The sequence below is a fragment of the Streptomyces sp. NPDC026659 genome (genome assembly GCF_040638245.1).
Taxonomy (GTDB): Bacteria; Actinomycetota; Actinomycetes; order Streptomycetales; family Streptomycetaceae; genus Streptomyces.
In genome coordinates, this window is sequence record NZ_JBEZXY010000004.1 from 240,107 (window position 1) to 266,323 (window position 26,217).

At 70.8% G+C, this 26,217-nt stretch carries 21 protein-coding genes; 12 read left to right on the forward strand and 9 right to left on the reverse strand.

What is annotated here, in order from left to right; translation table 11 throughout:
* Positions 1–3: 3 nt before the first annotated feature.
* Together speB and AB0E91_RS13155 are read right to left on the reverse strand one after the other, a co-directional pair.
* A complete protein-coding gene (speB, locus tag AB0E91_RS13150; RefSeq protein ID WP_161181206.1) occupies positions 4–975 on the reverse strand; it encodes an agmatinase in 972 nt (323 codons plus the stop codon).
* Between the two features lie 56 nt (positions 976–1,031).
* On the reverse strand, positions 1,032–2,501 hold the full coding sequence (locus tag AB0E91_RS13155; protein WP_361779625.1) for a sodium:solute symporter: 1,470 nt from the start codon (positions 2,499–2,501) through the stop codon (positions 1,032–1,034).
* Positions 2,502–2,695: 194 nt separating this feature from the next.
* Between AB0E91_RS13155 and AB0E91_RS13160 the strand changes: the two genes are divergently transcribed.
* Positions 2,696–4,402 carry a helix-turn-helix domain-containing protein gene (locus AB0E91_RS13160; RefSeq protein ID WP_361779628.1) on the forward strand — a complete coding sequence of 569 codons (1,707 nt, stop codon included), beginning with the start codon at positions 2,696–2,698 and terminating at the stop codon, positions 4,400–4,402.
* Between the two features lie 58 nt (positions 4,403–4,460).
* Positions 4,461–5,246, forward strand: a complete 786-nt coding sequence (locus AB0E91_RS13165) for a phosphatase (protein ID WP_361779631.1) — start codon at positions 4,461–4,463, stop codon at positions 5,244–5,246.
* A 65-nt stretch (positions 5,247–5,311) separates the two neighbouring features.
* On the opposite strand, the gene AB0E91_RS13170 is transcribed toward AB0E91_RS13165, so the two are convergent.
* The 5 genes from AB0E91_RS13170 to AB0E91_RS13190 form a co-directional block, all read right to left on the reverse strand.
* Positions 5,312–5,749, reverse strand: coding sequence for a hypothetical protein (locus AB0E91_RS13170; RefSeq protein ID WP_361779634.1), 438 nt, complete (start codon positions 5,747–5,749; stop codon positions 5,312–5,314).
* A gap of 368 nt (positions 5,750–6,117) precedes the next feature.
* Positions 6,118–6,984, reverse strand: a complete 867-nt coding sequence (gene tesB / locus AB0E91_RS13175) for an acyl-CoA thioesterase II (RefSeq protein WP_361779637.1) — start codon at positions 6,982–6,984, stop codon at positions 6,118–6,120.
* Positions 6,985–7,020: 36 nt separating this feature from the next.
* Entirely contained in the window at positions 7,021–8,178 is a 1,158-nt protein-coding gene (locus AB0E91_RS13180) for an acyl-CoA dehydrogenase family protein (RefSeq protein WP_361779640.1), read from the reverse strand.
* Between the two features lie 123 nt (positions 8,179–8,301).
* The gene (locus AB0E91_RS13185; RefSeq protein ID WP_361779643.1) at positions 8,302–8,865 is read right to left on the reverse strand and encodes a Uma2 family endonuclease; all 564 of its coding nucleotides are present in this window, start codon (positions 8,863–8,865) and stop codon (positions 8,302–8,304) included.
* A 24-nt stretch (positions 8,866–8,889) separates the two neighbouring features.
* Positions 8,890–9,486 carry a TetR/AcrR family transcriptional regulator gene (locus tag AB0E91_RS13190; protein ID WP_361779646.1) on the reverse strand — a complete coding sequence of 199 codons (597 nt, stop codon included), beginning with the start codon at positions 9,484–9,486 and terminating at the stop codon, positions 8,890–8,892.
* Positions 9,487–9,572: 86 nt separating this feature from the next.
* Here AB0E91_RS13190 and AB0E91_RS13195 point away from each other — a divergent pair, with 86 nt between their 5' ends.
* Genes AB0E91_RS13195 through AB0E91_RS13205 form a run of 3 tightly spaced genes read left to right on the forward strand, consistent with a single transcriptional unit; the run spans position 9,573 to position 14,169 of the window.
* Positions 9,573–11,189 carry a carboxyl transferase domain-containing protein gene (locus AB0E91_RS13195; RefSeq protein ID WP_361779649.1) on the forward strand — a complete coding sequence of 539 codons (1,617 nt, stop codon included), beginning with the start codon at positions 9,573–9,575 and terminating at the stop codon, positions 11,187–11,189.
* A gap of 14 nt (positions 11,190–11,203) precedes the next feature.
* Positions 11,204–13,213 (forward strand): acetyl/propionyl/methylcrotonyl-CoA carboxylase subunit alpha, encoded by a 2,010-nt coding sequence (locus AB0E91_RS13200; protein WP_361779652.1) that lies wholly within the window; start codon positions 11,204–11,206, stop codon positions 13,211–13,213.
* Positions 13,210–14,169 (forward strand): hydroxymethylglutaryl-CoA lyase, encoded by a 960-nt coding sequence (locus tag AB0E91_RS13205; protein WP_361779655.1) that lies wholly within the window; start codon positions 13,210–13,212, stop codon positions 14,167–14,169. The genes AB0E91_RS13200 and AB0E91_RS13205 overlap by 4 nt, the downstream gene beginning before the upstream one ends.
* Before the next feature lie 50 nt (positions 14,170–14,219).
* Here AB0E91_RS13205 and AB0E91_RS13210 read toward each other — a convergent pair whose 3' ends face one another.
* On the reverse strand, positions 14,220–15,428 hold the full coding sequence (locus AB0E91_RS13210) for a transposase (protein WP_361779658.1): 1,209 nt from the start codon (positions 15,426–15,428) through the stop codon (positions 14,220–14,222).
* 285 nt (positions 15,429–15,713) lie between these two features.
* Here AB0E91_RS13210 and AB0E91_RS13215 point away from each other — a divergent pair, with 285 nt between their 5' ends.
* From AB0E91_RS13215 to AB0E91_RS13245, 7 genes are all read left to right on the forward strand, one after another.
* Positions 15,714–16,874, forward strand: a complete 1,161-nt coding sequence (locus tag AB0E91_RS13215) for an acyl-CoA dehydrogenase family protein (RefSeq protein ID WP_361779661.1) — start codon at positions 15,714–15,716, stop codon at positions 16,872–16,874.
* A gap of 114 nt (positions 16,875–16,988) precedes the next feature.
* Entirely contained in the window at positions 16,989–17,453 is a 465-nt protein-coding gene (locus AB0E91_RS13220; RefSeq protein ID WP_361779664.1) for a hypothetical protein, read from the forward strand.
* Between the two features lie 127 nt (positions 17,454–17,580).
* Positions 17,581–18,624 (forward strand): ABC transporter substrate-binding protein, encoded by a 1,044-nt coding sequence (locus tag AB0E91_RS13225; RefSeq protein ID WP_361779667.1) that lies wholly within the window; start codon positions 17,581–17,583, stop codon positions 18,622–18,624.
* Positions 18,625–19,484: 860 nt separating this feature from the next.
* A complete protein-coding gene (gene desA / locus AB0E91_RS13230; RefSeq protein WP_361779670.1) occupies positions 19,485–20,927 on the forward strand; it encodes a lysine decarboxylase DesA in 1,443 nt (480 codons plus the stop codon).
* On the forward strand, positions 20,911–22,185 hold the full coding sequence (locus tag AB0E91_RS13235) for a lysine N(6)-hydroxylase/L-ornithine N(5)-oxygenase family protein (protein WP_361779673.1): 1,275 nt from the start codon (positions 20,911–20,913) through the stop codon (positions 22,183–22,185). The genes desA and AB0E91_RS13235 overlap by 17 nt, the downstream gene beginning before the upstream one ends.
* Positions 22,182–22,715, forward strand: a complete 534-nt coding sequence (locus AB0E91_RS13240) for a GNAT family N-acetyltransferase (RefSeq protein ID WP_361779676.1) — start codon at positions 22,182–22,184, stop codon at positions 22,713–22,715. The genes AB0E91_RS13235 and AB0E91_RS13240 overlap by 4 nt, the downstream gene beginning before the upstream one ends.
* Positions 22,712–24,499, forward strand: a complete 1,788-nt coding sequence (locus AB0E91_RS13245) for an IucA/IucC family siderophore biosynthesis protein (protein WP_361779679.1) — start codon at positions 22,712–22,714, stop codon at positions 24,497–24,499. Before AB0E91_RS13240 ends, AB0E91_RS13245 begins: the two co-directional genes overlap by 4 nt.
* A 78-nt stretch (positions 24,500–24,577) precedes the next feature.
* Here AB0E91_RS13245 and AB0E91_RS13250 read toward each other — a convergent pair whose 3' ends face one another.
* Positions 24,578–26,155: a metallophosphoesterase family protein gene (locus tag AB0E91_RS13250; protein WP_361780133.1), complete on the reverse strand. Its 1,578-nt coding sequence runs from the start codon at positions 26,153–26,155 to the stop codon at positions 24,578–24,580.
* Between the last annotated feature and the right edge of the window lie 62 nt (positions 26,156–26,217).

Sequence of the window (26,217 nt, forward strand, 5' to 3'; positions counted from 1 at the left end):
GGGTTACGCGTCCTTCCGGGCCGCCGCGATCTGACGGCTCATGATGGTGGTGAGTTCGTACGCGGTGTGGGACGCCGCGACCGAGGTGATCTCGGCGTGGTCGTACGCCGGGGCGACCTCGACCACGTCCGCCGAGACCAGGTTGCACGAGGCGAGGCCGCGCAGGATCTCCAGCAGCTCGCGGGAGGTCATGCCGCCCGCCTCGGGGGTGCCGGTGCCGGGGGCGTGGGCGGGGTCGAGGCAGTCGATGTCGATGGAGATGTACAGCGGGCGGTCCCCGATGCGCTGGCGCAGCTGGTCGGCGACCTCGTCGGCGCCCCGGCGGTAGACGTCCGCCGAGGTGACGATGCCGAAGCCCATCTTCTCGTCGTCCGTGAGGTCCTGCTTGCCGTACAGCGGGCCGCGCGTGCCCACGTGGGACAGCGCGGAGGTGTCGAGGATGCCCTCCTCGACCGCGCGGCGGAACGGCGTGCCGTGGGTGTACTCGGCGCCGAAGTACGTGTCCCAGGTGTCCAGGTGCGCGTCGAAGTGGAGCAGCGCGACCGGGCCGTGCTTCTTGGCGACCGAGCGCAGCAGCGGCAGCGCGATGGTGTGGTCGCCGCCCAGGGTCATCAGACGGGCGCCGGTGCCGAGCAGGTCGTCGGCGGCGGCCTCTATCGTCTCGACGGCCTCGTTGATGTTGAACGGGTTCACGGCGATGTCGCCGCCGTCCGCGACCTGCGCGAGGGCGAAGGGGGACGCGTCCTGCGCGGGGTTGTACGGGCGCAGCAGCCGGGACGCCTCGCGGATGGCGTTGCCGCCGAAGCGGGCGCCCGGCCGGTACGAGACGCCGGAGTCGAACGGCACGCCGACCACGGCGACGTCGGCGCGGCCGACCTCGTCGAGGCGGGGCAGCCGGGCGAAGGTCGCGGGGCCCGCGTAGCGCGGGACGCGGGAGGAGTCGACGGGCCCGCGGGGCGTCTCGGAGCTGCTCATCGTGAAATGCCTTCTTTCCTGCGCTTCGTCGCGCATGTACTGCTTTCCGTACGACTCTACTGGTGAGCCGGTACCGGTTCGGACGCGAGTTCGGGGGACTTCCCGGCGAGGCGGTCGCGCCAGACGGCGAGGACGCGCTCGTCGGTGGGCTTGGTGGCCAGCGAGACGACGACGTAGGCGACGAGGGAGGCGAGGAGGCCGTAGTAGACGGGCTCGTTGGCCAGGATGCCGTAGGAGGCCATCAGGCCGATCACCGCGAGGCCGCCGACGATCACGGAGGCCAGCGCGCCCTGCACGGTGCCGCGCTTCCACAGCAGGCCGCCGAGGATGGGCACGAGCAGACCGCCGACGAGGAGGTTGTACGCGACGGTCAGCGCCTCGACCACGTTGTTCAGGGCGATGGCGGTGCCGATCACCGCGAGGCCCATGATCAGGATGAAGACGCGGTTGCCCTTGACCTCGTCGTGCGGCTCGTCCGAAGAGGAACCCGGGCGGACCAGGCCGCGCAGCCGCGACCAGATGTCGTTGTTGGCGACGGTCGCGCAGGCGATCAGCGCGCCGGAGGAGGTGGACATCACGGCGGCGAGGGCGGCGGCCAGCACCAGGCCCCGTACGCCGATGGGGAGTTCGTCCTTGACGATGGTCGCGAACGCGTCGTCCGGGTTGGCCAGCTTCGGGTAGAGGACCTTGGCGGCGGTGCCGATGACCGAGCCCGCGACGGCGTAGGCCAGACAGTAGGTGCCGGCCACGGTGCCGCCCCACTTGGCGGTGCGGTCGTCGCGGGCGGTGAACACGCGCTGCCAGATGTCCTGGCCGATCAGCATGCCGAAGGTGTAGATCAGCACGTAGGTGAAGATCGTCTCGCCGCCGATGCCCAGCGGGTCGAAGTACGCGGTGGGGAGCTTGGCCTTCATCTCGGAGAAGCCGCCCGCCTTGACCACGGCGATGGGCAGCAGCAGGAGCAGGACGCCGATGGTCTTCACCACGAACTGCACCATGTCGGTGAGCGTGATCGACCACATGCCGCCGAGGGTGGAGTACGCGACGACGATCGAGCCGCCGAGGACGATCGCGAGGGTGCGGTTCATGTCGAACAGCACGTCGAAGATCGTGGCGTAGGCGATGGTCGAGGTCACCGCGAGCATGAGGGTGTACGCCCACATGACCACGCCGGAGATGAGACCGGCCCGGCCGCCGTAGCGCAGGTCCAGCATCTCGGAGACGGTGTAGACCTTCAGGCGGGCGATACGGGCCGAGAAGAACACCGAGAGGGCCAGCAGGCCGAGGCCGATGGCGAACACCATCCAGGCGCCGGAGAGGCCGTACTTGTAGCCGAGGCCGACACCGCCGATGGTGGACGCGCCGCCGAGGACGATCGCGGCCATGGTGCCGGAGTACATCGCGGGGCCCAGGCGGCGGCCCGCCACCAGGAACTCGCTCTTCGACCTGGCCCGGCGCATCCCCCACCAGCCCATGGCCAGCATTCCGACGAGATAGACGACGATCACTGTGTAGTCGACGGCCATGAGCGGGGCCCTCCTTCGCGCGCAGTCCGGTGGCGTGTCGTGCGGTGTCGTGGGGGTGCGACGGCAGCGGCTTCACGGGGACATCCGCCCGTACCCGTGGCTGCCGTTCCGCCTAGACATTAGGTGGCCGGAAAGCGACTGCGAAGTGTACGTTTCATCCACTCGAACGGGGTGGTACGGAGGAATCGCACATCATGACGGACCCGATCGCCCCGGCCGTGCCGCCGACCCCGCCCGTGCCGCTCTCCGCCCTGCTCGCGCGCGAGGACCTGGGGCTGCGGCAGATCGCGGGCCCCGAGGACCCGGACACGGTGATCCACTGGGCGCACACCTCGGAGATGGCGGACCCGTACCCCTATCTCCTGGGCGGCGAGCTGCTGCTCACGGCGGGGGTGCACGTGCCGGAGGCGGCGGGCTCGGATGGGGGCACCCCCTGCTCGAGCGAAGTCGAGAGCTTGGGGGCGTATTTCCACGACTACGTCTCCCGGATCGTCGCGGCCGGCGGCGCCGCCCTCGGCTTCGGCCTCGCCCCGGTGCACGACACGGTGCCGCGCGCGCTGGTCGCCGCCTGCGAGGCGCACGGACTGCCCCTCCTGGAGGTGCCCCCGCGCACGACGTTCTCCGGCATCGCCCGCGCCGTCTGGCAGCTGATGGCGCAGGCCCGCCTCGCCGAACTCCGCCGCGTCACCGAGGCCCAGCAGAGCCTGGCCGCCGCCGCCTCCCGCCCCGACCCGGTCCCCTCCGTCCTCCGCCAACTCGCCCAGCGCCTCTCGGGCCACGCGGTGCTGTACGGCCCCGACGGCACGGCGATCGCCACGGCGGGCCGCGTCCCGGCGACCCCGGGCGCGCGGGAGGCCCTGGACCGGCTGGCGTCGGTGGTACGGCCGCTGCCGGGCCCGGCGACGCCGGAGGGCGAGGGCGGGGAGCGCCCGGCTGCCGGAACGGCTCGTGGGAGCACCCGCGCGGAGCGGTCCACGGGCGGGGACGCCCGCGCGGAGCGGTCCACCGGCGGAGAGACCCACGCGGAGGGGCCCACGGGCACACCCGAAGCCCAGCCGGGCACCGCCCCCACACCCCGCCCCACCCCCACCTCCGCCACCGACACCCACCGCGGCACCCACCTCGCCGCCTACGCCCTCGGCACCGGCGGCGGGTTCGTGCTCGGCGTCGCGGCCACGCGGCGGACCCCCGGGGACCACACCATCGCGTCCGTCGCCGCCGTGCTGCTCTCGCTGCTGACCGGGGAGCATCAGAGCGGGGCCGGGGCGGACCGGTCCTCGGCGCTGGTGCGGATGCTGCTCGGGGCAGGGGCCGAGGAGGTCGTGCCGTTGCTGCGGCCGGGGCGGGAGGAGCCGTGGGTCGTCGTGCACGCGCGACCGGAGGGGCGGGCGCCCGATGCCGTGGCCGCCGCCGCGCTCGGGGCGGCGCTGGGCTCGCCGCTGACCGACCTCGCGCGGGACGTCGTACGGGTGCTGGTGCCCGGAGGGCGGGAGCCGGAGCCGCAGCCCGGGTGGACGCTCGGGGTGAGCGCGCCCGCAGGGCCGGCGGGCTGGCCGGCCGCCGACGCGCAGGCGGCCCGTGCGCTGGCCCGCGCCCGCGCGACCCGGACCGCGCTGGTGCGGCACGGTGCCCGGCCGGGGCTCGCGGACCTGGTGCCCCCGGCGGACGCCGAGGCGCACGCCCGCGCCCTGCTCGCCCCGCTCGCCGCCGGACCCGCGCTCGCCGAGACACTGCGCGCCTGGCTTTCGCTGCACGGCAGTTGGGACCGTACGGCGGTCGCGCTGGGCGTCCACCGCAACACCGTGCGCCAGCGGATCGCCCGCTGCGCGGCCCTGCTCGGGGCCGATCTGGACGATCCGGACGTACGGATGGAGTTGTGGTTCGCGCTGCGCCGCGGCTGAGGCCCGCGCTCGCCGAATGCCGGAGACGGCACCCGGCCCGCTGCCCCACAATGGGGGAATGCCGATACCCGGGACACCCAGCCGCGCCGAGCTGGTCGAGCATCTGGTGAGAACACGTATCGCGGGCGACGTCGCCACGCCCCGCGAGAACAACCTCTCCCACTACCGCAGGCTCGCCAACGGAGACCGTAACTTCTGGCTCGGGTTGGAGCTCGGCGAACGCTGGTCCGACGAGCAGGACGTGCTCGCGGTGATGGCCGAACGCGTCGGTGTGAACGACGATCCCGGGCACCGCTACGGCCAGGACACCATCGACCCCGAGCTGACCGTGGACGCGCTGGACCGCATGGCGGCCCGGCTGCGCAAGGCGGCCGGGAGCGAGCAGCGGGTGCTGTTCGCGACCGGGCACCCCGGCGGGCTGCTCGACGTGCACCGCGCCACGGCCGCCGCGCTGCGCGCCGCCGGCTGCGAGATCGTCGTCATCCCCGACGGACTGACGACGGAGGAGGGGTACGTCATGCAGTTCGCGGACGTGGCCGTCCTGGAGCACGGCGCGACGCTCTGGCACACCCACTCCGGGGAGCCGATGCGCGCCATCCTCACCGGACTCGAGCGCGCCGGGCGCCCGTTGCCCGATCTCGTGGTGGCCGATCACGGCTGGGCCGGTTACGCCGCGCAGCACGGCGTGGACGCGATGGGCTACGCCGACTGCAACGACCCGGCGCTCTTCCTCGCCGAGTCCGAGGGCACCCTCCAGGTCGCGGTGCCGCTCGACGACCATGTGATGAGCCCTCGCTTCTACGACCCGATGACGGCCTATCTCCTGGCAGAAGCGGGGCTGTAACGCGCCGAGCGCGATGCACGGCCCCGCGAAGGGCCGCACATCGCGCTCAGATCGCGGTGAGTGAGTCAGCGTCCGTGACCGCCACCATGGCCGCCACCGTGACCGCCGCCGTGACCGCCGCCATGGCCGCCACCGTGGCCGTAGCCACCGTGCCCGCCACCATGGCCGTAGCCGCCGTGACCGTAACCGTCGTGACCATAGCCGCCATGACCGTAGCCGCCGTGACCGTGGCCGTAGCCCCAGTTACCCCAGCCCCAGTCGTTGTCGTTCCACCAGTTGTTGTGGTGGTAGCGGCCCCAGTTGTTGCCCCAGTTGTTGTCGTTCCAGCCGTTGTTCCAGCCGTTGTGGTTCCTGCCGCCCCAGTCACTGCCGTAGGAGCTGCGGTCGTTGTTGTGGGACGGGGCTGCAGAGGCGGTGCCCGCGGTGCCTATCGCGGCTCCTCCGGCCAGCAGCAGGCCGGTGGCGGACATCGCGACGAGGCGCCTCGTGCGCTGTGATCGCATGGGAATACCTTCCATCTCCATCGTCTCTCGCGTGTCCCCAGGCTGGGGGCGAGGTGGATGGCCGTCGCCGCGAACAGGAAGATGCGGCGCGGTCTTCAGATGTCACCGCAATGTCTGAGCGGCACGATGTTGGACCACCGACGCCTGCCAGTCATCCGTACGCTGTGCGTCTCATCCGTACGCTGTGCGTCATCGGGTGCTGCGGCTGAGGATCCGGGCGTCCGGAAGCTCGTCGGCCGGGCAAACCGTGCGTTGCGGCTTTCACTGATAGAGCCTAGTACCCCATGCGCCACTCGTCACTTCGAGCAACCATGTATCTGACTGAACCGTCAAGTCCCCTTTGGTAAAAGGTTGTTGACGGCGCCGTTTCAGTGCGGGACGCGGACGACACCCTCCTGGACGACCGAGATCGCGAGCTGTCCGTCGCGGGTGAAGATACGGGCCTGACCGAGGCCCCGGCCGCCGTGCGCGGACGGTGACTCCTGGTCGTAGAGCAGCCACTCGTCGGCACGGAAGGGGCGGTGGAACCACATCGCGTGGTCCAGCGAGGCCCCGACCACGTCGCCGACGGCCCACCCTCCGCGTCCGTGCGCGAGCAGCACGGAGTCGAGCAGGGTCATGTCGGAGACGTAGGTGGCGAGGACGACGTGCAGCAGGGGGTCGTCGTCCAGTTTGCCGTTGGTGCGGAACCAGACCTGGCTGTGCGGCTCGCGCGGGGTGCCGAACTCGCCGTACGGCGGCTCGTCCACGTAGCGCAGGTCGATCGCCTCGCGCGCCTCCAGGAAGCGCTCGACGATCTCGGGGGCGAGGTGGTCGTAGCCGCGCAGCCGCTCCTGGGAGGTGGGCAGCGTGGCGGGGTCGGGCGCGTCCGGCATGGCGGACTGGTGGTCGAGGCCGTCCTCGAACGTCTGGAAGGACGCCGACAGATGGAAGATCGGCTTGCCGTGCTGGACGGCGACCACGCGGCGGGTGGTGAAGGAGCGGCCGTCGCGGATGCGGTCGACGCTGTAGACGATCGGCGCTCCGGGGTCGCCCATGCGCAGGAAGTAGGCGTGCAGGGAGTGCGCGTGACGGTCGGCGGGGACGGTGCGGCCCGCGGCGACGAGCGCCTGGGCCGCGACCTGGCCGCCGAAGACGCGGGGGACGACGGCGGAGCGGGACCGCCCGCGGAAGATGTCCTCCTCGATCCGCTCGAGGTCGAGCAGATCGAGGAGGTCCTGAAGTGCCTGGCTCATGACGTGTAGTTGTATCGGCCAGTCATTGCGGGGGCCTTACAGGCCCATGTCCTTGGCGATGATCGTCTTCATGATCTCGCTGGTGCCGCCGTAGATGCGGTTGACGCGGTTGTCCGCGTACAGGCGGGCGATCGGGTACTCGTTCATGTAGCCGTAGCCGCCGTGCAGCTGGAGGCAGCGGTCGATCACGCGGTGGGCGACCTCGGTGCAGAACAGCTTCGCGGAGGCGGCCTCGGCGGGGGTCAGCTCGCCGGCGTCCAGCGCCTCGGTGGCGCGGTCGGCCACGGCCTCGGCGGCGTCGACCTCGGCCTGGCAGGCGGCCAGCTCGAACTTGGTGTTCTGGAAGTGGGCGACCGGCTTGCCGAAGACCGTGCGGTCCTGCACGTACTGCTTGGCGAAGCGGACGGCGGCCTTGGCCTGGGCGTAGGCGCCGAAGGCGATGCCCCAGCGCTCGGAGGCGAGGTTGTGGCCGAGGTAGTAGAAGCCCTTGTTCTCCTCGCCGAGCAGGTCCTCGACGGGGACCTTGACGTCCACGAAGGCGAGTTCGGCGGTGTCGGAGGTCTTCAGGCCGAGCTTGTCGAGCTTGCGGCCGACGGAGTAGCCCTCGGACTTGGTGTCCACGGCGAAGAGGGAGATACCGAAGCGGCGGTCGTCCTCCTTCGGGGCGGAGGTGCGGGCGCAGACGATGACCTTGTCGGCGTGCACACCGCCGGTGATGAAGGTCTTGGCGCCGTTGAGGACGTAGTGCGTGCCGTCCTCGGAGAGCTTGGCGGTGGTCTTCATGCCCGCGAGGTCCGAGCCGGTGCCGGGCTCGGTCATCGCGATGGCCCACATCTCCTCGCCGGTGACGAACTTCGGCAGGAAACGCTTCTTCTGCTCGTCCGTGGCCAGCATCTTGATGTACGGCAGGGCGAGCAGCACGTGCACGCCGGAACCGCCGAACTGGACGCCCGCGCGGGCGGTCTCCTCGTAGAGGACGGCCTCGAACTTGTGGCTGTCCATGCCCGCGCCGCCGAACTCCTCGGGGACATTGATCCCGAAGATGCCCAGCTCACCGAGCTTGTAGTAGAAGTCGCGCGGAGCCTGACCGGCCGCGAACCACTCGTCGTAGACGGGCACGACCTCGGCCTCGATGAAGGCCCGCAGGGTCTCCCGGAACGCCTCGTGATCCTCATTGAAAACCGTACGGCGCACGCCGCCACCTCCACGTACCTCGGCATGACATCGGGCATGTCTAAGCGCTTGCTCAACCGAAGATACCGGCGAGTACGAGGACCCGTCCAGGGTGAGCTTCCCCACCCCGAACGACGACGAGGGTCAGCTACCGGCCTTGCCGTACCGCCGGAAGTCACCGGTGTCGATCAGCCAGGGGCCGAAGGGGACCGTGTCACCGAAGATGTAGGCGTCCTTGCGGGCGTAGCGGCCCTTGCAGGGGTCGGAGTGGACCTCGATCGTGCCGGTGCGGGGGTCGACGGTCAGGTGGTGGGCGATGCCCATCGCGGCAAAGGCGGTCGGCCTCGCGGCGTTCCCCTCTGCCAGGGTGGCGATTTCGGCGGACGCCGGCACGTGCGAGGCGTCCACCGCCGGGCCGTCCTCGTCCAGGGCGACCCCGGGGACGACCGCCAGGTCCGGGTGGAGCATCCGGCCCAGTGCGGGGTGCTCGATGTGCGGGGACGCGCAGATGTGGTCCGGGTGGGTCGCGCGGAGCTGCCGGTCCACCTGCTCGCGCAGTCTGCGGACGATCCCCGCGTGGCGTTTCGGGCGGCTTCTCAGGGCCAGCGAGGGGCCCTCGGGCCCGATCTCGACGCGCCACGCTCCTTCGAGTCCCTCGGCGAAGGCGCCCAGTTCATCGGCGAGCACGCGCATCCCGGCATAGTCCACGGCCGCAGCGTACCGGCGGAGCCGTCACGCACCCGCCGCCGCGAACGCCCCCCGCGCCATCCGGTGCAGCAACGCTGCCGTGGCCCCCCGGCCGGGGAGCGTGCCCGCTCGGCCCAGGTGGGGGGTGGAGTTGAGGAGGCCGAAGACGGAGTGGACGGCGGAGCGGGCGGCGGGTTCGGTCAGGGCGGGGTGGGTCGCGCGGACGACCTCCACCCAGAGTTCGACGTACTGGCGCTGGAGCTGGCGGACGAGCTTGCGGTCGCTCTCGCGCAGGCGGTCCAGTTCGCGGTCGTGGAGGGTGATCAGCGGGCGGTCGTCGAGGGCGAAGTCGATGTGGCCCTCGATGAGGGAGTCCAGGACGGCGGAGGCGTCCGCGCGGCCGTCGGCCTCCGAGAGGCGGCGCCGGGCGCCGGTCAGCAGCTGGCCGCTGATGCCGACGAGCAGCTCGGCGAGCATCGCGTCCTTGCCGGGGAAATGGCGGTAGAGACCGGGGCCGCTGATGCCGACCGCCGCTCCTATCTCGTCCACGCCGACGCCGTGGAAGCCGCGCTCGGCGAACAGGCGCGCGGCCTCTCTGAGGATCTGCTGGCGCCGGGTCGGGGCGTCGGTTCTGCTGGCCATGCGGTTCATTCTAGACAGCGAGGTTAGCGGTCGTTAACCTGAGGGAAATGCGTTAACGCTCATTAACAAGGTGAGGGGTTCGCAGGATGCACGAGGCACCGGAGCTGACGAGCGCGGCGGATCCCGCGTCGGAGGCCTGGCGGGCCAATGAACAGGCCCATCTCGCCCTCGGCGAGGAGCTGCGCGCCAAGCTCGCGCAGGCCGCCCTCGGCGGCGGCGAGAAGGCGCGCGCCCGCCACACCGCGCGCGGCAAGCTGCTGCCGAGGGACCGGGTGGACACACTGCTCGACCCCGGCTCCCCCTTCCTGGAGCTGGCCCCCCTCGCGGCCGACGGGATGTACGACGGACAGGCCCCGGCCGCCGGAGTCATCGCCGGGATCGGCATGGTCAGCGGCCGCACCTGCGTGATCGTCGCCAACGACGCCACGGTCAAGGGCGGCACCTACTACCCGATGACGGTGAAGAAGCACCTCCGCGCCCAGGAGGTCGCCCTCGACAACCGCCTCCCCTGTATCTACCTGGTCGACTCCGGCGGCGCCTTCCTCCCCATGCAGGACGAGGTCTTCCCCGACCGCGACCACTTCGGCCGCATCTTCTACAACCAGGCCCGCATGTCCGCGGCCGGCATCCCGCAGATCGCCGCCGTCCTCGGCTCCTGCACGGCCGGCGGCGCATACGTCCCGGCGATGAGCGACGAGGCGGTCATCGTCCGCAACCAGGGCACGATCTTCCTCGGCGGCCCCCCGCTGGTGAAGGCCGCCACCGGCGAGGTCGTCACCGCGGAGGAGCTGGGCGGCGGCGAGGTCCACTCCCGTGTCTCCGGCGTCACCGACCACCTCGCGGAGGACGACGCCCACGCCCTCAGGATCGTGCGGAACATCGTCGCCACCCTCCCCGCCCGCAAGGACGCTCCCTGGGAGGTGATCCAGGCCGTCGAGCCGAAGGTCGACCCCTTCGGGCTGTACGGCGCGGTCCCGGTCGACTCCCGCACCCCCTACGACGTCCGCGAGATCATCGCCCGCGTGGTGGACGGCTCGCGGTTCAGCGAGTTCAAGTCCGAGTTCGGCCAGACCCTGGTCACCGGCTTCGCCCGCATCCATGGTCACCCCGTCGGGATCGTCGCCAACAACGGCATCCTCTTCTCCGAGTCCGCCCAGAAGGGCGCCCACTTCATCGAGCTGTGCGACCAGCGCGGCATCCCGCTGGTCTTCCTCCAGAACATCTCGGGCTTCATGGTCGGCAGGGACTACGAGGCGGGCGGCATCGCCAAGCACGGCGCCAAGATGGTCACCGCGGTCGCCTGCACCCGCGTACCGAAGCTGACGGTCGTGGTCGGCGGTTCGTACGGCGCGGGCAACTACTCGATGTGCGGCCGCGCCTACTCCCCCCGCTTTATGTGGATGTGGCCCGGCGCCAAGATCTCCGTCATGGGCGGTGAACAGGCCGCCTCGGTGCTCGCCACGGTCAAGCGCGACCAGCTGGAGGCGCGCGGCGAGGAGTGGTCCGCCGAGGCCGAGGACGCCTTCAAGGCGCCGATCCGCGCGCAGTACGAGGGCCAGGGCAGCGCCTACTACGCCACCGCCCGCCTCTGGGACGACGGCGTGATCGACCCGCTGGAGACCCGCCAGGTCCTGGGCCTCGCCCTGACGGCCTGTGCCAACGCGCCGCTGGGAGAGCCCCGGTTCGGCGTCTTCCGGATGTGAGAGGGAGGGGAATCGTGTTCGACACAGTGCTGGTCGCCAACCGGGGCGAGATCGCCGTCCGGGTGATCCGGACGCTCCGCGCGCTCGGCGTGCGCTCGGTGGCGGTCTTCTCCGACGCCGACGCGGACGCGCGGCACGTCCGGGAGGCCGACACGGCGGTCCGGATCGGCCCGGCGCCCGCCGGGGAGAGCTATCTCTCGGTGGAGCGGCTCCTTGAGGCCGCCGCCCGCACCGGCGCCCAGGCCGTCCACCCGGGCTACGGCTTCCTCGCGGAGAACGCGGGCTTCGCGCGCGCCTGCGAGGAGGCGGGCCTGGTCTTCATCGGCCCGTCCGCCGACGCCATCGCCCTCATGGGCGACAAGATCCGCGCCAAGGAGACGGTGGCGGCGGCCGGGGTCCCGGTCGTACCCGGCTCCAGCGGCAGCGGGCTGACCGACGCCCAACTGGCCGACGCCGCCCGCGAGATCGGCACCCCCGTGCTGCTCAAGCCCTCGGCGGGCGGCGGCGGCAAGGGGATGCGTCTCGTCCGGGACGTCTCCGTCCTGGAGGAGGAGATCGCGGCCGCCCGCCGCGAGGCCCGCGCCTCCTTCGGCGACGACACGCTGCTGGTGGAGCGGTGGATCGACCGCCCCCGGCACATCGAGATCCAGGTCCTGGCCGACGGCCATGGCAACGTCGTCCACCTCGGCGAGCGCGAGTGCTCCCTCCAGCGGCGCCACCAGAAGGTCATCGAGGAGGCGCCCAGCGTCCTGCTCGACGAGGCGACCCGCGCCGCGATGGGCGAGGCGGCCGTGCAGGCGGCCCGCTCGTGCGGGTACCGGGGCGCGGGCACGGTGGAGTTCATCGTGCCGGGAGGCGACCCCTCCTCGTACTACTTCATGGAGATGAACACCCGCCTCCAGGTGGAGCACCCAGTCACCGAACTCGTCACGGGCCTGGACCTGGTCGAGTGGCAGCTCCGGGTCGCCGCCGGTGAGCCGCTGGGCTTCGCCCAGGAGGACGTGACGCTCACCGGGCACGCGGTGGAGGCCCGCATCTGCGCGGAAGACCCCGCGCGCGGCTTCCTCCCCTCCGGCGGCACCGTCCTGCTGCTCCGCGAGCCTCAGGGCGACGGGGTGCGCACGGACTCCGGCCTCTCCGAGGGCACTGAGGTCGGCAGCCTGTACGACCCGATGCTCTCCAAGGTGATCGCCTACGGCCCCGACCGCGCGACGGCCCTGCGGAAGCTGCGCGGCGCCCTGGCGGAGACGGTCACCCTGGGCGTGCCGACCAACGCGGGGTTCCTGCGGCGGCTGCTGGCGCATCCGGCGGTGGTGGCGGGCGAGCTGGACACCGGGTTGGTGGAGCGGGTGGTGGACGAGCTGGTCACCGCCGGGGTTCCGCCGGAGGTGTACGCGGCGGCGGCGTTGCTGCGCCAGGCGGCACTCGCCCCGGCGGCAGGGGCCGGATGGGTGGACCCGTTCGGCGCAGCCGACGGCTGGCGGCTCGGCGGGGCGCGGGCGTGGACACCACACCCCCTTCGCGTGCCCGGCCACGAGCCGGTGACCGTGCGGGTGCGGAGCACCGCCGACGGCGGGCTGGAACTGCTGCCGGACGGCGCCACTGCCCCGCTCCGAGCGACTCCGGGGGCATTCTCGGCGGACGGGCACCGCTTCGCGTTCGAGCTGGACGGGGTGTCCCACACCTTCGCCGCACCGCCGGACGGCACCTGGTTGGGCCGCGACGGCGACGCCTGGCAGATCCGCGACCACGACCCGGTGGCCGCCTCGCTCACCCGCTCCGCGCACGCGGGCGCCGACTCGCTGACCGCGCCGATGCCCGGCACGGTGACCGTGGTGAAGGTGGCCGTGGGCGACGAGGTGGAGGCCGGACAGAGCCTGCTGGTGGTGGAGGCGATGAAGATGGAGCACGTCGTCTCCGCCCCGCACGCGGGCACGGTCGCCGAACTCGACGTGACTCCCGGCAGCACGGTCGCCATGGACCAGGTCCTGGCGGTCATCGAGCCGAAGGAGGCGGCGGAGTGAGCACCGACGGGCTGCCCATGGTCGTACCGGCGCCGGATCTCCCGGCCCGGGTGCGCATCCACGAGGTGGGCGCGCGCGACGGCCTGCAGAACGAGCAGACGGCCGTACCGACGGCGGTGAAGGCGGAGTTCGTCCGCAGGCTCGCCGACGCGGGCCTGACCACCATCGAGGCGACCAGCTTCGTGCACCCCAAGTGGGTGCCCCAACTGGCCGACGCGGAGGAGCTGTTCCCGCTCGTCGGCGATCTGGCGGTGGACCTGCCCGTACTCGTGCCCAACCAGCGCGGCCTGGACCGGGCCCTCGCGCTCGGGGCCCGCCGGATCGCGGTGTTCGCGAGCGCCACCGAGTCCTTCGCCAAGGCCAACCTCAACCGCACGGTGGACGAGTCGCTGGCCGTGTTCGAGCCGGTGGTGCGCCAGGCCAAGGACGCGGGCGCGCACGTACGCGGCTATGTGTCGATGTGCTTCGGCGACCCGTGGGAGGGCGCCGTCCCGCTCCACCAGGTCGTCAAGGTGTGCACGGCGCTCAGGGACATGGGCTGCGACGAGCTGAGCCTCGGCGACACCATCGGCGTCGCCACCCCGGGCCATGTGCTCGAACTGCTCGCCCTGCTCAACGAGTCGGGGGTGCCGACGAACACCCTCGGCGTGCACTTCCACGACACCTACGGCCAGGCGCTCGCCAACACCTACGCCGCTCTCCAGCACGGCGTGACCACCGTCGACGCCTCCGCAGGGGGCCTGGGCGGCTGCCCCTACGCCAAGTCCGCCACCGGGAACCTCGCCACCGAGGACCTGGTCTGGATGCTGCACGGCCTCGGCATCGAGACCGGCGTCGATCTCGGCCGCCTGACCGCGACCAGCGTGTGGATGGCCGAGCAACTGGGCCGCCCGAGCCCCTCCCGAACCGTCCGTGCCCTCGGCAAAACGACTCAGCCCGACAATAAGGACCAGTGATCAGCGTGACTCCACCCACGTGTGAACGCGCGGGCTTCCTGTGTCGGTGGCTAAGCCGCCGCGCAGAGGGCCGGCCCGGCCCTGTTGAGGACGTTCGTCGCGCCGACGTGGTCCGCGTTCGCGGTGTACCCGCACGCCGTGCACTGGAACCTTTCCTGGGTGACGCGGTTCTCCTTCGCGACATGCCCGCATTCGGGGCACGTGCGGGAGGTGTTGCGCGCGTCCACCGGGACCACCAGGCGACCGGCACTCTCAGCCTTGTTCGCCAGGATTCCGAGGAACTGCGCCCAGCCCGCGTCGAGGATGCTGCGGTTGAGTCCGGCCTTCGAGGCGGCACCGTTCGGCAGGAAGCCGCCGGGCTGCTCGGGGTCGGCCTTGGGTGCGGGGCTTTTGGTCATGCCCGCTGTGTTCAGCCGCTCGTGCGCGATCACGTCGTGGCCGGTGACGAGCGCGCGGGCGGTCTTGTGGTGGAAGTCGGCGCGCTGCCGCCGGATCTTGCCGTGCAGCTTGGCGACCTTCCGGGCGGCGGCCCGATGTGCCTTGGTGCGCCGCCGGGTGCGCCTGGGGAACGTCGCGAGGTGCCGCTGCGCTTCGGCCAGTTCGCCGGCCACGGCTTTCAGGAAGCGCGGGTTGGCGACGTGCTCACCGTCCGAGGTGGTCAGGAAATGGGTGACGCCCATGTCGATGCCGACGACCGCCCCTGTGGGCGCAAGCTCCTCGGCGGGCACCTCGTCGCAGGCCAGGACGACGTACCAGCGGTTCCCCTCACGCTTCACCGAGATCGTCCTGACGCGGCCCCGCACGGGCCGGTGCTGGTGCACACGGACATGGCCGACGCCCTGGAGACGCAGGCGGGTCTGGGTGTCGTGCGGGGTGGAGTCCCAGCGGCAGCCGTCGCCGTCCCTGGGGAAGGTGACGGTGTCGAAGTGTCCGACGCCCTTGAACCTGGGGTAGCCCGGAGTCTGCCCGGCCTTGACCCGGCGGAAGAACGCCTGGAACGCCTTGTCGAGGCGGCGCAGGGTGGCCTGCTGGGACGAGAACGACCAGCGGCCCTGACGTTCCGGGTCGAACGCGCGGATCTCTTTGAGCTGCGCGGACTGGTCCCCGTACTTGATCGAGGTCTTCGACGTGTGCCGGTAGGCGTCCCGGCGCTCCTGCAACGCGCCGTTGTACAGCGAGCAGTGATCCCGCAGCATCTCACCCAGCGCAGTCGCCTGACGGACCGTGGGACGCAGGAGGAACTTGTACGCGCGGATCACCGGTCCCGCCTCCGCTCCACCCGGAGACCCTCGGCGAGGAGAACGCACGCGGCCGCATTGATCGAGATGCCGACACGCTCGGCGTACTCCTCAACCTGCCGCTTCAACTCGGGAGCAACACGAAGGTTCAACGACTCCCGGCGATCACCCCTAGCCACAACCAAGATGCTACCAATTTTGACAGCGGATCAGGTTCAGGAACCGGACGCTGCACTGCCCCGCAGCGCGGCTTCCGATTCCATTCCCCCACCGGCTGAAGCCGGTGGGGCCCTTGAAAGGACTCCGATGAACCACCGTCTCAGCCCCGAGCTGGAGGAACTCCGCCGCACGGTGGAGGAGTTCGCGCACGACGTCGTGGCGCCGAAGATCGGCGACTTCTACGAGCGGCACGAGTTCCCGTACGAGATCGTCCGCGAGATGGGCCGCATGGGCCTGTTCGGGCTGCCGTTCCCCGAGGAGTACGGCGGGATGGGCGGCGACTATCTGGCGCTCGGCATCGCGCTGGAGGAGCTGGCCCGGGTGGACTCGTCCGTGGCCATCACCCTGGAGGCGGGCGTCTCGCTCGGCGCCATGCCGATCCACCTCTTCGGCACCGAGGAGCAGAAGGCCGAGTGGCTGCCCCGGCTGTGCGCGGGCGAGATCCTGGGCGCGTTCGGACTCACCGAGCCGGACGGCGGCTCGGACGCGGGCGCGACCCGTACGACGGCCCGCCTGGACCCGGACACGAACGAATGGGTGATCAACGGCACCAAGTGCTTCATCACCAACTCGGGCACCGACATCACCGGGTTGGTCACGGTGACGGCGGTGACCGGCCGCAAGCCCGACGGCAAGCCGCTGATCTCCTCGATCATCGTCCCCTCGGGCACGCCGGGCTTCACGGTCGCGGCGCCGTACTCCAAGGTCGGCTGGAACGCCTCCGACACCCGTGAACTGTCCTTCCAGGACGTCCGCGTCCCCGCCGCGAACCTGCTCGGCGAGGAGGGCCGCGGCTACGCCCAGTTCCTGCGCATCCTCGACGAGGGCCGCATCGCCATCGCCGCGCTGGGCACCGGGCTCGCCCAGGGCTGCGTGGACGAGTCGGTGCGCTACGCCAAGGAGCGGCACGCCTTCGGCCGCCCCATCGGCGCCAACCAGGCCATCCAGTTCAAGCTGGCCGACATGGAGATGAAGGCCCACACGGCCCGCCTCGCCTGGCGCGACGCGGCCGCCCGCCTGGTCGCCGGCGAGCCCTTCAAGAAGGAGGCCGCCATCGCCAAGCTGTACTCCTCCACGGTCGCCGTCGACAATGCCCGCGACGCCACCCAGATCCACGGCGGCTACGGCTTCATGAACGAGTATCCGGTCGCCCGCATGTGGCGCGACTCCAAGATCCTGGAGATCGGCGAGGGCACGAGCGAGGTCCAGCGCATGCTGATCGCCCGGGAACTGGGGCTGACGGGCTGAGGAGACGGTCCGGCACGCAAGGGAGGCCGAGGTGATCCGCGGGGGTGACGCATCCCACCCCCGCGCTCACCTGATGTCACGTCAACTCGCGCCGTTCTCAATAGAGTTGGGGACATGACACCTCGCCCCGTACGCCCCGCACGCCTCCGCTCGCGAGCGGTCGCCGCCCTCACCCTGGCCGCTTTCCTGGCCGGTGGCGGCACCGGCTGTTCGGTGCTGGAGGACACCGCGCGGCCGGACGGTACGACCCGGGCGGCGGCGGAGCTGCCGGCCGACCGGGACCGGGCGCGCTCGAAGGAGAACGCCCAGGCGTTCCGAGCCTGGACCGAGACGCACGGCACCGAGGCACAGAAGGCCGCCGCCGCCCGCGTGGACCGCGTCATCGGCACCTGGGACGCGCAGGCGGGCAACGCCTATGTCTCCACGGACATCGGCGGCGGCCGGACCCCGGTCGCGGACCCGCAGGGGGCGGCGGACGCCATCGCCGAGGCGTTCTCCTCATGGAAGGACTCCGCGGCCGGATTCGTCTCCGTCTACGACGTCTACGGCCATGCCGTCGTCACGAATCACAGGTTCTGACGGCCCCTCGGGCATCACTTCCGCACCGGACCGCCTCTGTTACCCCCTGGACAATGGGCAAGGTTAGGCTAACCTTGCCCCGAACCAGTCCGGCGGGCGATCAGCCCCGGTCGAAAGCAGTCACTCCATGTCCCACACGCGTACCACCCTCACTCGTCGCGGTCTGCTCGCTGCGGGCGGCGCTCTCGGGCTCGGCGTCGCACTCGCCGCCTGTGGGGACGACAAGGGCAAGAGCGGTGGCACCGCGGGGCAGGCCAAGCCCGCCAAGTCCGGCGCGTGGAGCTACAAGGACGACCGCGGCACCACCGTGAAGCTGGACAGCGTCCCGACGAAGATCGTCGCCTTCACCGGCATCGCCGCCGCGCTCCACGACTACGGCATCAAGGTCGACGGCGTCTTCGGCCCGACCACGACGAAGGACGGCAAGGCCGACGTGCAGGCCGGCGACCTGGACGTCAAGAAGCTGACGGTCTTCGGCAACGTCTGGGACCAGTTCAACATCGAGAAGTACGCCGCCTTCGGCCCCCAGGTCCTCATCTCCACGACCTTCGACGACAAGGGCACCCTCTGGTACGTGCCCCAGGCGTCCGCCGCGAAGATCGCCAAGCTGGCCCCGAGCGTCGCGGTCTCCGTCTTCGACCGCCCGCTGTCCCAGCCGCTGCAGCGCGTGTGGGAGCTGGCCGAGTCGCTGGGCGCCGATATGAAGGCCGCCGAGGTGACCGCCGCGAAGAAGCGCTTCGAGGCCGCCTCCGAGCGCCTGCGCAAGGCCGCGAAGTCCCGCCCGGAGATCAAGGTCATGGCCGGCTCCGCCGCCCCGACCGTCTTCTACGTCTCCGGCACGAACCTCTCCGCCGACCTGGAGTACTTCAAGTCCCTCGGCGTGAACTTCGTCGAGCCCTCGGAGTCCGCCAAGAAGGCCACCGGCGGCTGGTTCGAGACGCTGAGCTGGGAGAACGTCGACAAGTACAAGGCCGACATCATCATGATGGACGACCGCTCCTCGGCCCTCCAGCCCGCCGACATCACCAAGGCCACCTGGAAGAAGCTGCCCGCGGTCAAGGCCGGCCAGGTCATCCCGCGCTCCGCCGAGCCGATCCTGTCCTACGCCAAGTGCGCCCCGCTCCTGGAGAACCTCGCGAAGGCCATCGAGACGGCGAAGAAGGTCGGCTGACCCTCCTCTTCCTGACCTTCAGGAGCCCCGCATGACGACGGCCCCGGCCGCCCGACCCCGAAGCGCGTTCCAGGCTTCACGGAGAAGGCGGCCGGGGTCGCGTGCGGGACGGCTCGCCGCCGGGGCGGAACGGGCCGGACACCGCATCGCCGCCGAGGCGGGGCAGGTCGGACACCCCGTCCCTGATGCGGCCGGGAGGCCCGAACACCGCAGTCACGCACGGGCGACGGCACCGGAGCCCACCCGGACGACCCGCCCCCGCACCCCGGACGGAGACGGCGGCACCCGGCCCGCGCCCGCCTCTCACCGGTTCACACGGCCCACCACGGGCAGCGATCATGACGCACCTCCCGCAGCACGGCGCACCATGGACGGACCCCCGCCTCCCGGCGCCCGGGAGGTTCCGCCGAGCAGCGTCGGCGCAGAAACCCGCATCCCAACTCCCGTGCGAGCGACCACCGGCGACCCCACCCGGCCCCACGCCCGTCCGGCTTCGGACGACCGCGCGCACCTCCCTGGACGAGCCCGCAGAGGCGCCCACGCCCCCGGGCTCTCCGCCGCTCCCCGCACGGGCGCACACGAACAGCCACACCCCCTCCCCCACCGGGCATCCGCCGACGCCGAACACCCCACCGGCCCGCCCCTCACCCCCCGATCACCGGCCCCGCCACAACCGCCCCACCAGGCCATAGCCGGCCCCGCCGCGGACGCCCCGCCACCGACGCCTCATCCGTCGAAGCCGAGCGCAGCGCTCACGTGACCCCCGTCACCACACCCCCGTGATCACTTCCGAGCCAACTTAGGTTAGGCTAACCTAAGTTGATGTTCCCGCACGGACAGTCCCCTCGGAGGACCCCCACATGCGCTCGCACCTGCTCAATGGCCTCACCGCGGAGCACTACCGCCGCTCCGTGACCGAAGGAGTAGAGCGGGTGGCGGCCAAACTCGCCACCACCGAACGTCCGTTCACCGGCGTCACCGTCGACGAGCTCACCCCCCGCATCGACGCCGTCGACCTGGACCGCCCGCTCGGCGACACCGCCGCGGTCCTGGACGAACTGGAGGAGCTGTACCTCCGCGACGCCGTCTACTTCCACCACCCCCGCTACCTCGCCCACCTCAACTGCCCCGTCGTCATCCCGGCGGTGCTCGGCGAGGCCGTACTCTCCGCCGTCAACTCCTCGCTGGACACCTGGGACCAGTCGGCCGGCGGCACGCTCATCGAGCGGAAACTGATCGACTGGACCACCGAGCGCATCGGCCTCGGCGAGAACGCCGACGGGGTCTTCACCTCCGGCGGCAGCCAGTCCAACCTCCAGGCCCTGCTGCTCGCCCGCGAGGAGACCAAGGCCGAATCCCTGGACAAACTCCGGGTGTTCACCTCCGAGGTGAGTCACTTCAGCGTGAAGAAGTCCGCGAAACTGCTCGGCCTCGGCCCGGACGCGGTGGTGACCATCCCCGTGGACCACGACAAGCGGATGCACACCGTCGCGCTCGCCCACGAGCTGGAGCGCTGCGCCGAAGACGGCCTCGTGCCGATGGCCGTCGTCGCCACCGCGGGCACCACCGACTTCGGCTCCATCGACCCGCTCCCCGAAATCGCCGCGCTGTGCGAGCAGTTCGGCGTGTGGATGCACGTGGACGCCGCCTACGGCTGCGGACTGCTCACCTCGCTCAAGCACCGCGACCGCCTGAACGGCATCGAGCGCGCCGACTCGGTCACCGTGGACTACCACAAGTCCTTCTTCCAGCCGGTGAGTTCGTCCGCCCTCCTGGTACGCGACGTGGCCACCCTGCGCCACGCCACCTACCACGCGGACTACCTCAACCCGCGCCGCATGGTCGAGGAGCGCATCCCCAACCAGGTCGACAAGTCCCTCCAGACCACGCGCCGTTTCGACGCGCTCAAGCTGTGGATGACGCTGCGCGTGATGGGCGCCGACGGCATCGGTGAACTCTTCGACGAGGTCTGTGAGTTGGCCCAGGAGGGCTGGAAGCTGCTCGCGACGGACCCGCGTTACGACGTGGTCGTGGCGCCGTCCCTGTCCACGCTCGTCTTCCGCTACATCCCCGCCGGTGTCACCGACCCCGCCGAGATCGACCGCGCCAACCTCTACGCCCGCAAGGCCCTGTTCGCCTCCGGTGACGCCGTCGTCGCGGGCACCAAGGTCGGCGGCCGCCACTACCTGAAGTTCACCCTGCTCAACCCCGAGACCACCGCGGCCGACATCGCCGCCGTCCTCGATCTGATCGCCGGCCACGCCGAGCAGTACCTGGGAGAGTCCCTTGACCGCGCTTCCTGAAGCCAGCCCCGTCCTCGACTTCGTGGGGATCGGCCTCGGTCCCTTCAACCTCGGCCTGGCCTGTCTCACCGAGCCCGTCGAAGAGCTGAACGGCGTCTTCCTCGACTCCAAGCCGGACTTCGAGTGGCACGCCGGGATGTTCCTCGACGGCGCCCATCTCCAGACGCCGTTCATGTCGGACCTGGTCACCCTGGCCGACCCGACCTCGCCGTACTCCTTCCTCAACTACCTGAAGGAGAAGGGCCGTCTGTACTCGTTCTACATCCGCGAGAACTTCTACCCGCTTCGGGTCGAGTACGACGACTACTGCCGCTGGGCCGCCAACAAGCTGACCAGCGTGCGCTTCGGCACGACGGTCACCGAAGTCACCTACGAGGACGGCGTGTACGCCGTGCACACCGACGCCGGTGACACCTACCGCGCCAAGCACCTGGTCCTCGGCACCGGCACCCCGCCGTACATCCCCGAGGCGTGCCAGGACCTCGGCGGCGACTTCCTGCACAACTCCCGCTATCTCCAGCACAAGGCGGAGCTGCAGAAGAAGCGCTCCATCACCCTGGTCGGCAGCGGCCAGTCGGCGGCGGAGATCTACTACGACCTGCTCAGCGAGATCGACGTCCACGGCTACCGGCTGAACTGGGTCACCCGCTCCCCGCGCTTCTTCCCGCTGGAGTACACCAAGCTCACGCTGGAGATGACCTCCCCGGAGTACATCGACTACTTCCACGCGCTCCCGGAGGACACCCGCTACCGGCTCGCCACCGCGCAGAAGGGCCTGTTCAAGGGAATCGACGGCGAGCTGATCAACGAGATCTTCGACCTGCTCTACCAGAAGAACCTCGGCGGCCCGGTCCCCACCCGCCTGCTCACCAACTCCGCGCTCACCAGCGCCCGTTACGAGGACGGCACCTACACCCTCGCCTTCCGCCAGGAGGAGCAGGGCAAGGACTTCGAGCTGGAGAGCGACGGCCTGGTCCTCGCCACCGGCTACCGGTACCGCGAGCCGGAGTTCCTCAAGCCCGTCCGCGACCGCCTGCGTTACGACTCCCACGGCAACTTCGCCATCGGCCGCGACTACGCGATCGACGTCACCGGCCGGGGCGTCTTCCTCCAGAACGCCGGCGTCCACACCCACAGCGTCACCAGCCCCGACCTGGGCATGGGCCCCTACCGGAACGCCTCCATCATCCGGGAGATGCTCGGCAGGGAGATCTACCCGGTGGAAAAGACCATCGCCTTCCAGGAGTTCGCCGTATGACCTTCACGATCCGCCCTCTCGACCCCCTGAAGGACGCGCGTCTCGTGCACCGCTGGGTCACGGACCCGAAGGCCGCGTTCTGGATGATGCAGGACGCGCGCCTGGTGGACGTCGAGCGTGCCTACATGGAGATCGCGGCCGACGCGCACCACCACGCCTTCCTCGGTCTGGACGAGGCCGGGACGCCGGTCTTCCTGATGGAGAGCTACGACCCCGCCCACCGGGAGCTGGTCGGGCTGTACGAGCCGGAGGAGGGGGATGTCGGGATGCACTTCCTGGTCCCGCCCACGGACACGCCCGTGCACGGCTTCACCCGGTCGGTGATCACGGCCGTGATGGCGCATCTGTTCGCGGCCCCGGCGACCCGGCGCGTGGTCGTCGAGCCGGACGTACGGAACAAGGCCGTGCACGTGCTCAACGAGGCCGTCGGCTTCGAGGCCGAACGCGAGATAGAGAAGCCGGAGAAGCGCGCCCTGCTGAGCTTCTGCACGCGGGAGCGGTTCGAGGCGGCGACGGGGGTGGCCGCATGACCCTCGCCGACTCCGTCGCGCACCTCTCCCCCGAGCGCTGGGACCAGGCCAACCGCCTGCTGATCCGCAAGGCCCTCTCCGAGTTCGCCCACGAGCGGCTGCTCACGCCCCAGGAGGGCGGGGAGGCCGGGGCGGCCGGGGAGCGATACGTCGTCCGCAGCGACGACAAGCTCACCGCGTACCGCTTCTCGGCCGTCCGCCGGGGCCTGGACCACTGGCAGATCGACACCGACTCGATCACCCGTGACCGCGAGGGCACCGAACTCCCGCTCGCCGCCCTGGACTTCTTCATCGAGTTCAAGGAGTCGCTCGGCCTGAGCGACGAGATCCTGCCGGTGTACCTGGAGGAGATCTCCTCCACCCTGTCCGGCACCTGCTACAAGCTCACCAAACCCCGCGTCACCGCGAAGGAGCTGGCGGCCGGCTCGTTCCAGGAGATCGAGACCGGGATGACCGAGGGCCACCCGTGCTTCGTCGCGAACAACGGGCGGCTCGGCTTCGGTGTGCACGAGTATCTGGCGTACGCGCCGGAGACCGCGAGCCCGGTGAAACTGGTCTGGCTGGCCGCGCACCGCTCGCGTGCCGCGTTCACGGCCGGGGCGGGCGTCGAGTACGAGGAGTTCTTCCGGCGGGAACTGGGCGAGGCCACCCTGGAGCGGTTCCGGGGCGTCCTCACCGGACAGGGCCTCGACCCGGAGGACTATCTGCTGATCCCGGTCCACCCCTGGCAGTGGTGGAACAAGCTCAGCGTGACGTTCGCCGCCGAGGTGGCCCGCCGCCATCTGGTGTGCCTGGGCGAGGGCGAGGACGAGTATCTGGCCCAGCAGTCCATCCGGACCTTCTTCAACACCTCGCACCCGGAGAAGCACTACGTGAAGACGGCCCTGTCCGTCCTCAACATGGGCTTCATGCGGGGCCTGTCGGCCGCCTACATGGAGGCGACCCCGGCGATCAACGACTGGCTGACGCAGCTGATCGAGAGCGACCCGGTGCTCCGGGAGACCGGCCTGACGATCATCCGCGAGCAGGCGGCCGTCGGCTACCGGCACCTGGAGTACGAGCGGGCGACCGACCGCTACTCGCCGTACCGCAAGATGCTGGCCGCGCTGTGGCGCGAGAGCCCGGTGGCCTCGCTCGCCGAGGGCGAGTCGCTCGCGACCATGGCGTCGCTGCTCCACACCGACCACGAGGGCGCCTCCTTCGCGGCCGCGCTGATCGAGCGGTCCGGGCTCGCGCCCGACCAGTGGCTGCGGGAGTACCTGCGGGCCTACTACGTGCCGCTGCTGCACAGCTTCTACGCCTACGACCTGGTGTTCATGCCGCACGGCGAGAACGTGATCCTGGTCCTGGAGGACGGCGCGGTCCGGCGCGCGGTGTACAAGGACATCGCGGAGGAGATCGCCGTCATGGACCCGGACGCGGTGCTGCCGCCCGAGGTCCGGCGCATCCGGGTCGAGGTGCCCGAGGACACCAAGCTGCTGTCGGTCTTCACCGACGTCTTCGACTGCTTCTTCCGTTTCCTCGCGTCCGACCTGGCCGCCGAGGGCGTCCTCTCCGAGGACGGCTTCTGGGGCACGGTCGCGGAGATCACCCGCGAGTACCAGGCGGCGAACCCGCAGCTGGCGGAGAAGTTCGCGCAGTACGACATGTTCGCGCCGGAGTTCGCGCTGTCCTGCCTGAACCGGCTCCAGCTGCGGAACAACAAGCAGATGGTGGACCTCGCCGACCCCTCCGGCGCGCTCCAGCTCATCGGCACCCTGGAGAACCCGCTCGCCGGGCGCTGAGGGCGCCCATCAGGGCACAGAAACGACGGGCACCCCGGAGTACGGTCCTCCGGGGTGCCCGTTCCCGTACTCCCCGGCCTACTTGGCCTTGCGCGCCACCGTGAAGTGGTCGATCCGCTCGCCGGTCTCCGCGATGCCCGACACGGTCAGCGTGGCCGTGCGCCCCTTCGGCGCGGGCGTGACGTCCACGCGCAGGAAGGAGTAGTCGAGGTAGCGCACCCGGGACCAGGTGACGGACTCGTTGCGCTTGCCGTCCTTGAGGTTGACGAAGGAGGCCACGGACTCGACCTCGTGCTCGTGCCCCTCGTAGGAGTCCGGCGCGGTGAAGGCGTACAGGCTCCGCCCGGCCGCGCCCGCCGTGACGTAGACGACGCCCTCGGTCTCCGGGTAGGCCGTGCCGCCGACGGGGAGCTTCTTGACGACCTTGTCGCCCTTGATCACGTCGGTGCGCTCGTACTGGTGGTTGTGGCCGTTGATGACCAGGTCCACGGTGTACTTCTCGAACAGCGGCACCCACTCCTCGCGCACCCCGCCCTCGGAGGCGTGGGCGGTGGAGGTGCAGTAGGCGCAGTGGTGGAAGAAGATCACGACGAAGTCGACGTCCTTCGCGGCGCGGTACTTCTTCAGCTGGGTCTCCAGCCACGTGGTCTGGGTACCGCCGGAGATGCCGAGGTTCGCCGGGATCTCGTACGAGATGTCGTTGGCGTCCAGCGAGATGACGGCGGTGTTGCCGTAGACGAAGGAGTAGACGCCGGGGAGGTTCCGGTGGTCGGGGCCGTTGTCGGGGAGGGTCCAGCGGGCCTCCTCGCCGCCGTAGCCGTTGGGCGAGTACCAGGCCTCCATGTCGTGGTTGCCGTAGGCGGGCATCCAGGGGATCTGCTTGGCGACGGACTCGGTCTGGTGCAGGAACTGGTCCCAGGTGCGCGAGTCGAAGCCGGTGTCGGTGGTCTTTCCGGCCCCGGCGGGGTCGCCGTAGGCGATGTCGCCCGCGTGGAGGTGGAAGGCGGGGTTCTGGCCGAGGATCAGGGCGTTGTTGGCCAGGCCGTGGTAGCCGACGCCCTCGTCGCCGAAGGCGGTGAAGGTGAAGGGCTTCTTCCCGGCGGGGGCGGTGGTGAAGGTGCCCAGCGTGCCGAGGAGGTGGGGCGCGGCGGGGTCGAAGCCCTGGTGGCCGACGCCGTAGTAATAGGTCTGCCCGGGGCGCAGACGGGTCAGCCTGGCGTGCAGGTAGTACTGGGTGTGGTCGCCGCTCGCGCCGACCCCGGCCGGGGTGTGCAGGGTGCGGACCTCGGCCTCGATCTTGCGGGAGAGGTCCCAGGGGTGGGCGCCGATCCGGATGAAGGGCCGCTTGACCGCGACGGGCACCTGCCAGGAGACGGTGACCTCGGTGCGCGGGTCGTTGCCCCAGGCCAGATGGCGTCCGAAGGGGGCGACGAGGGCGCCGTCGACGGTCTCGGCGGGGCGGTGGGCGGGGATCGTGGCGGCGGTGGCCGGGGCGGCGGCCGCGGCCTGGGTGCCGGAGACGAACGCGCCCCCGACGACGGTGCCCAGGGTCACGGCGCCGCCTCTGATCATGTTCCGCCGGGAGAATCTGGCGCGCAGATACTCGTGCCGCTCGGCCATGCTCATGCGCTCGGCCAGCTTCTCGGGTACGCCCATACGAGGAATGTCCATGTCACCGAAAGGTGCCCGGCGCGGGCGACGCCGCCCAGGACGCGGAG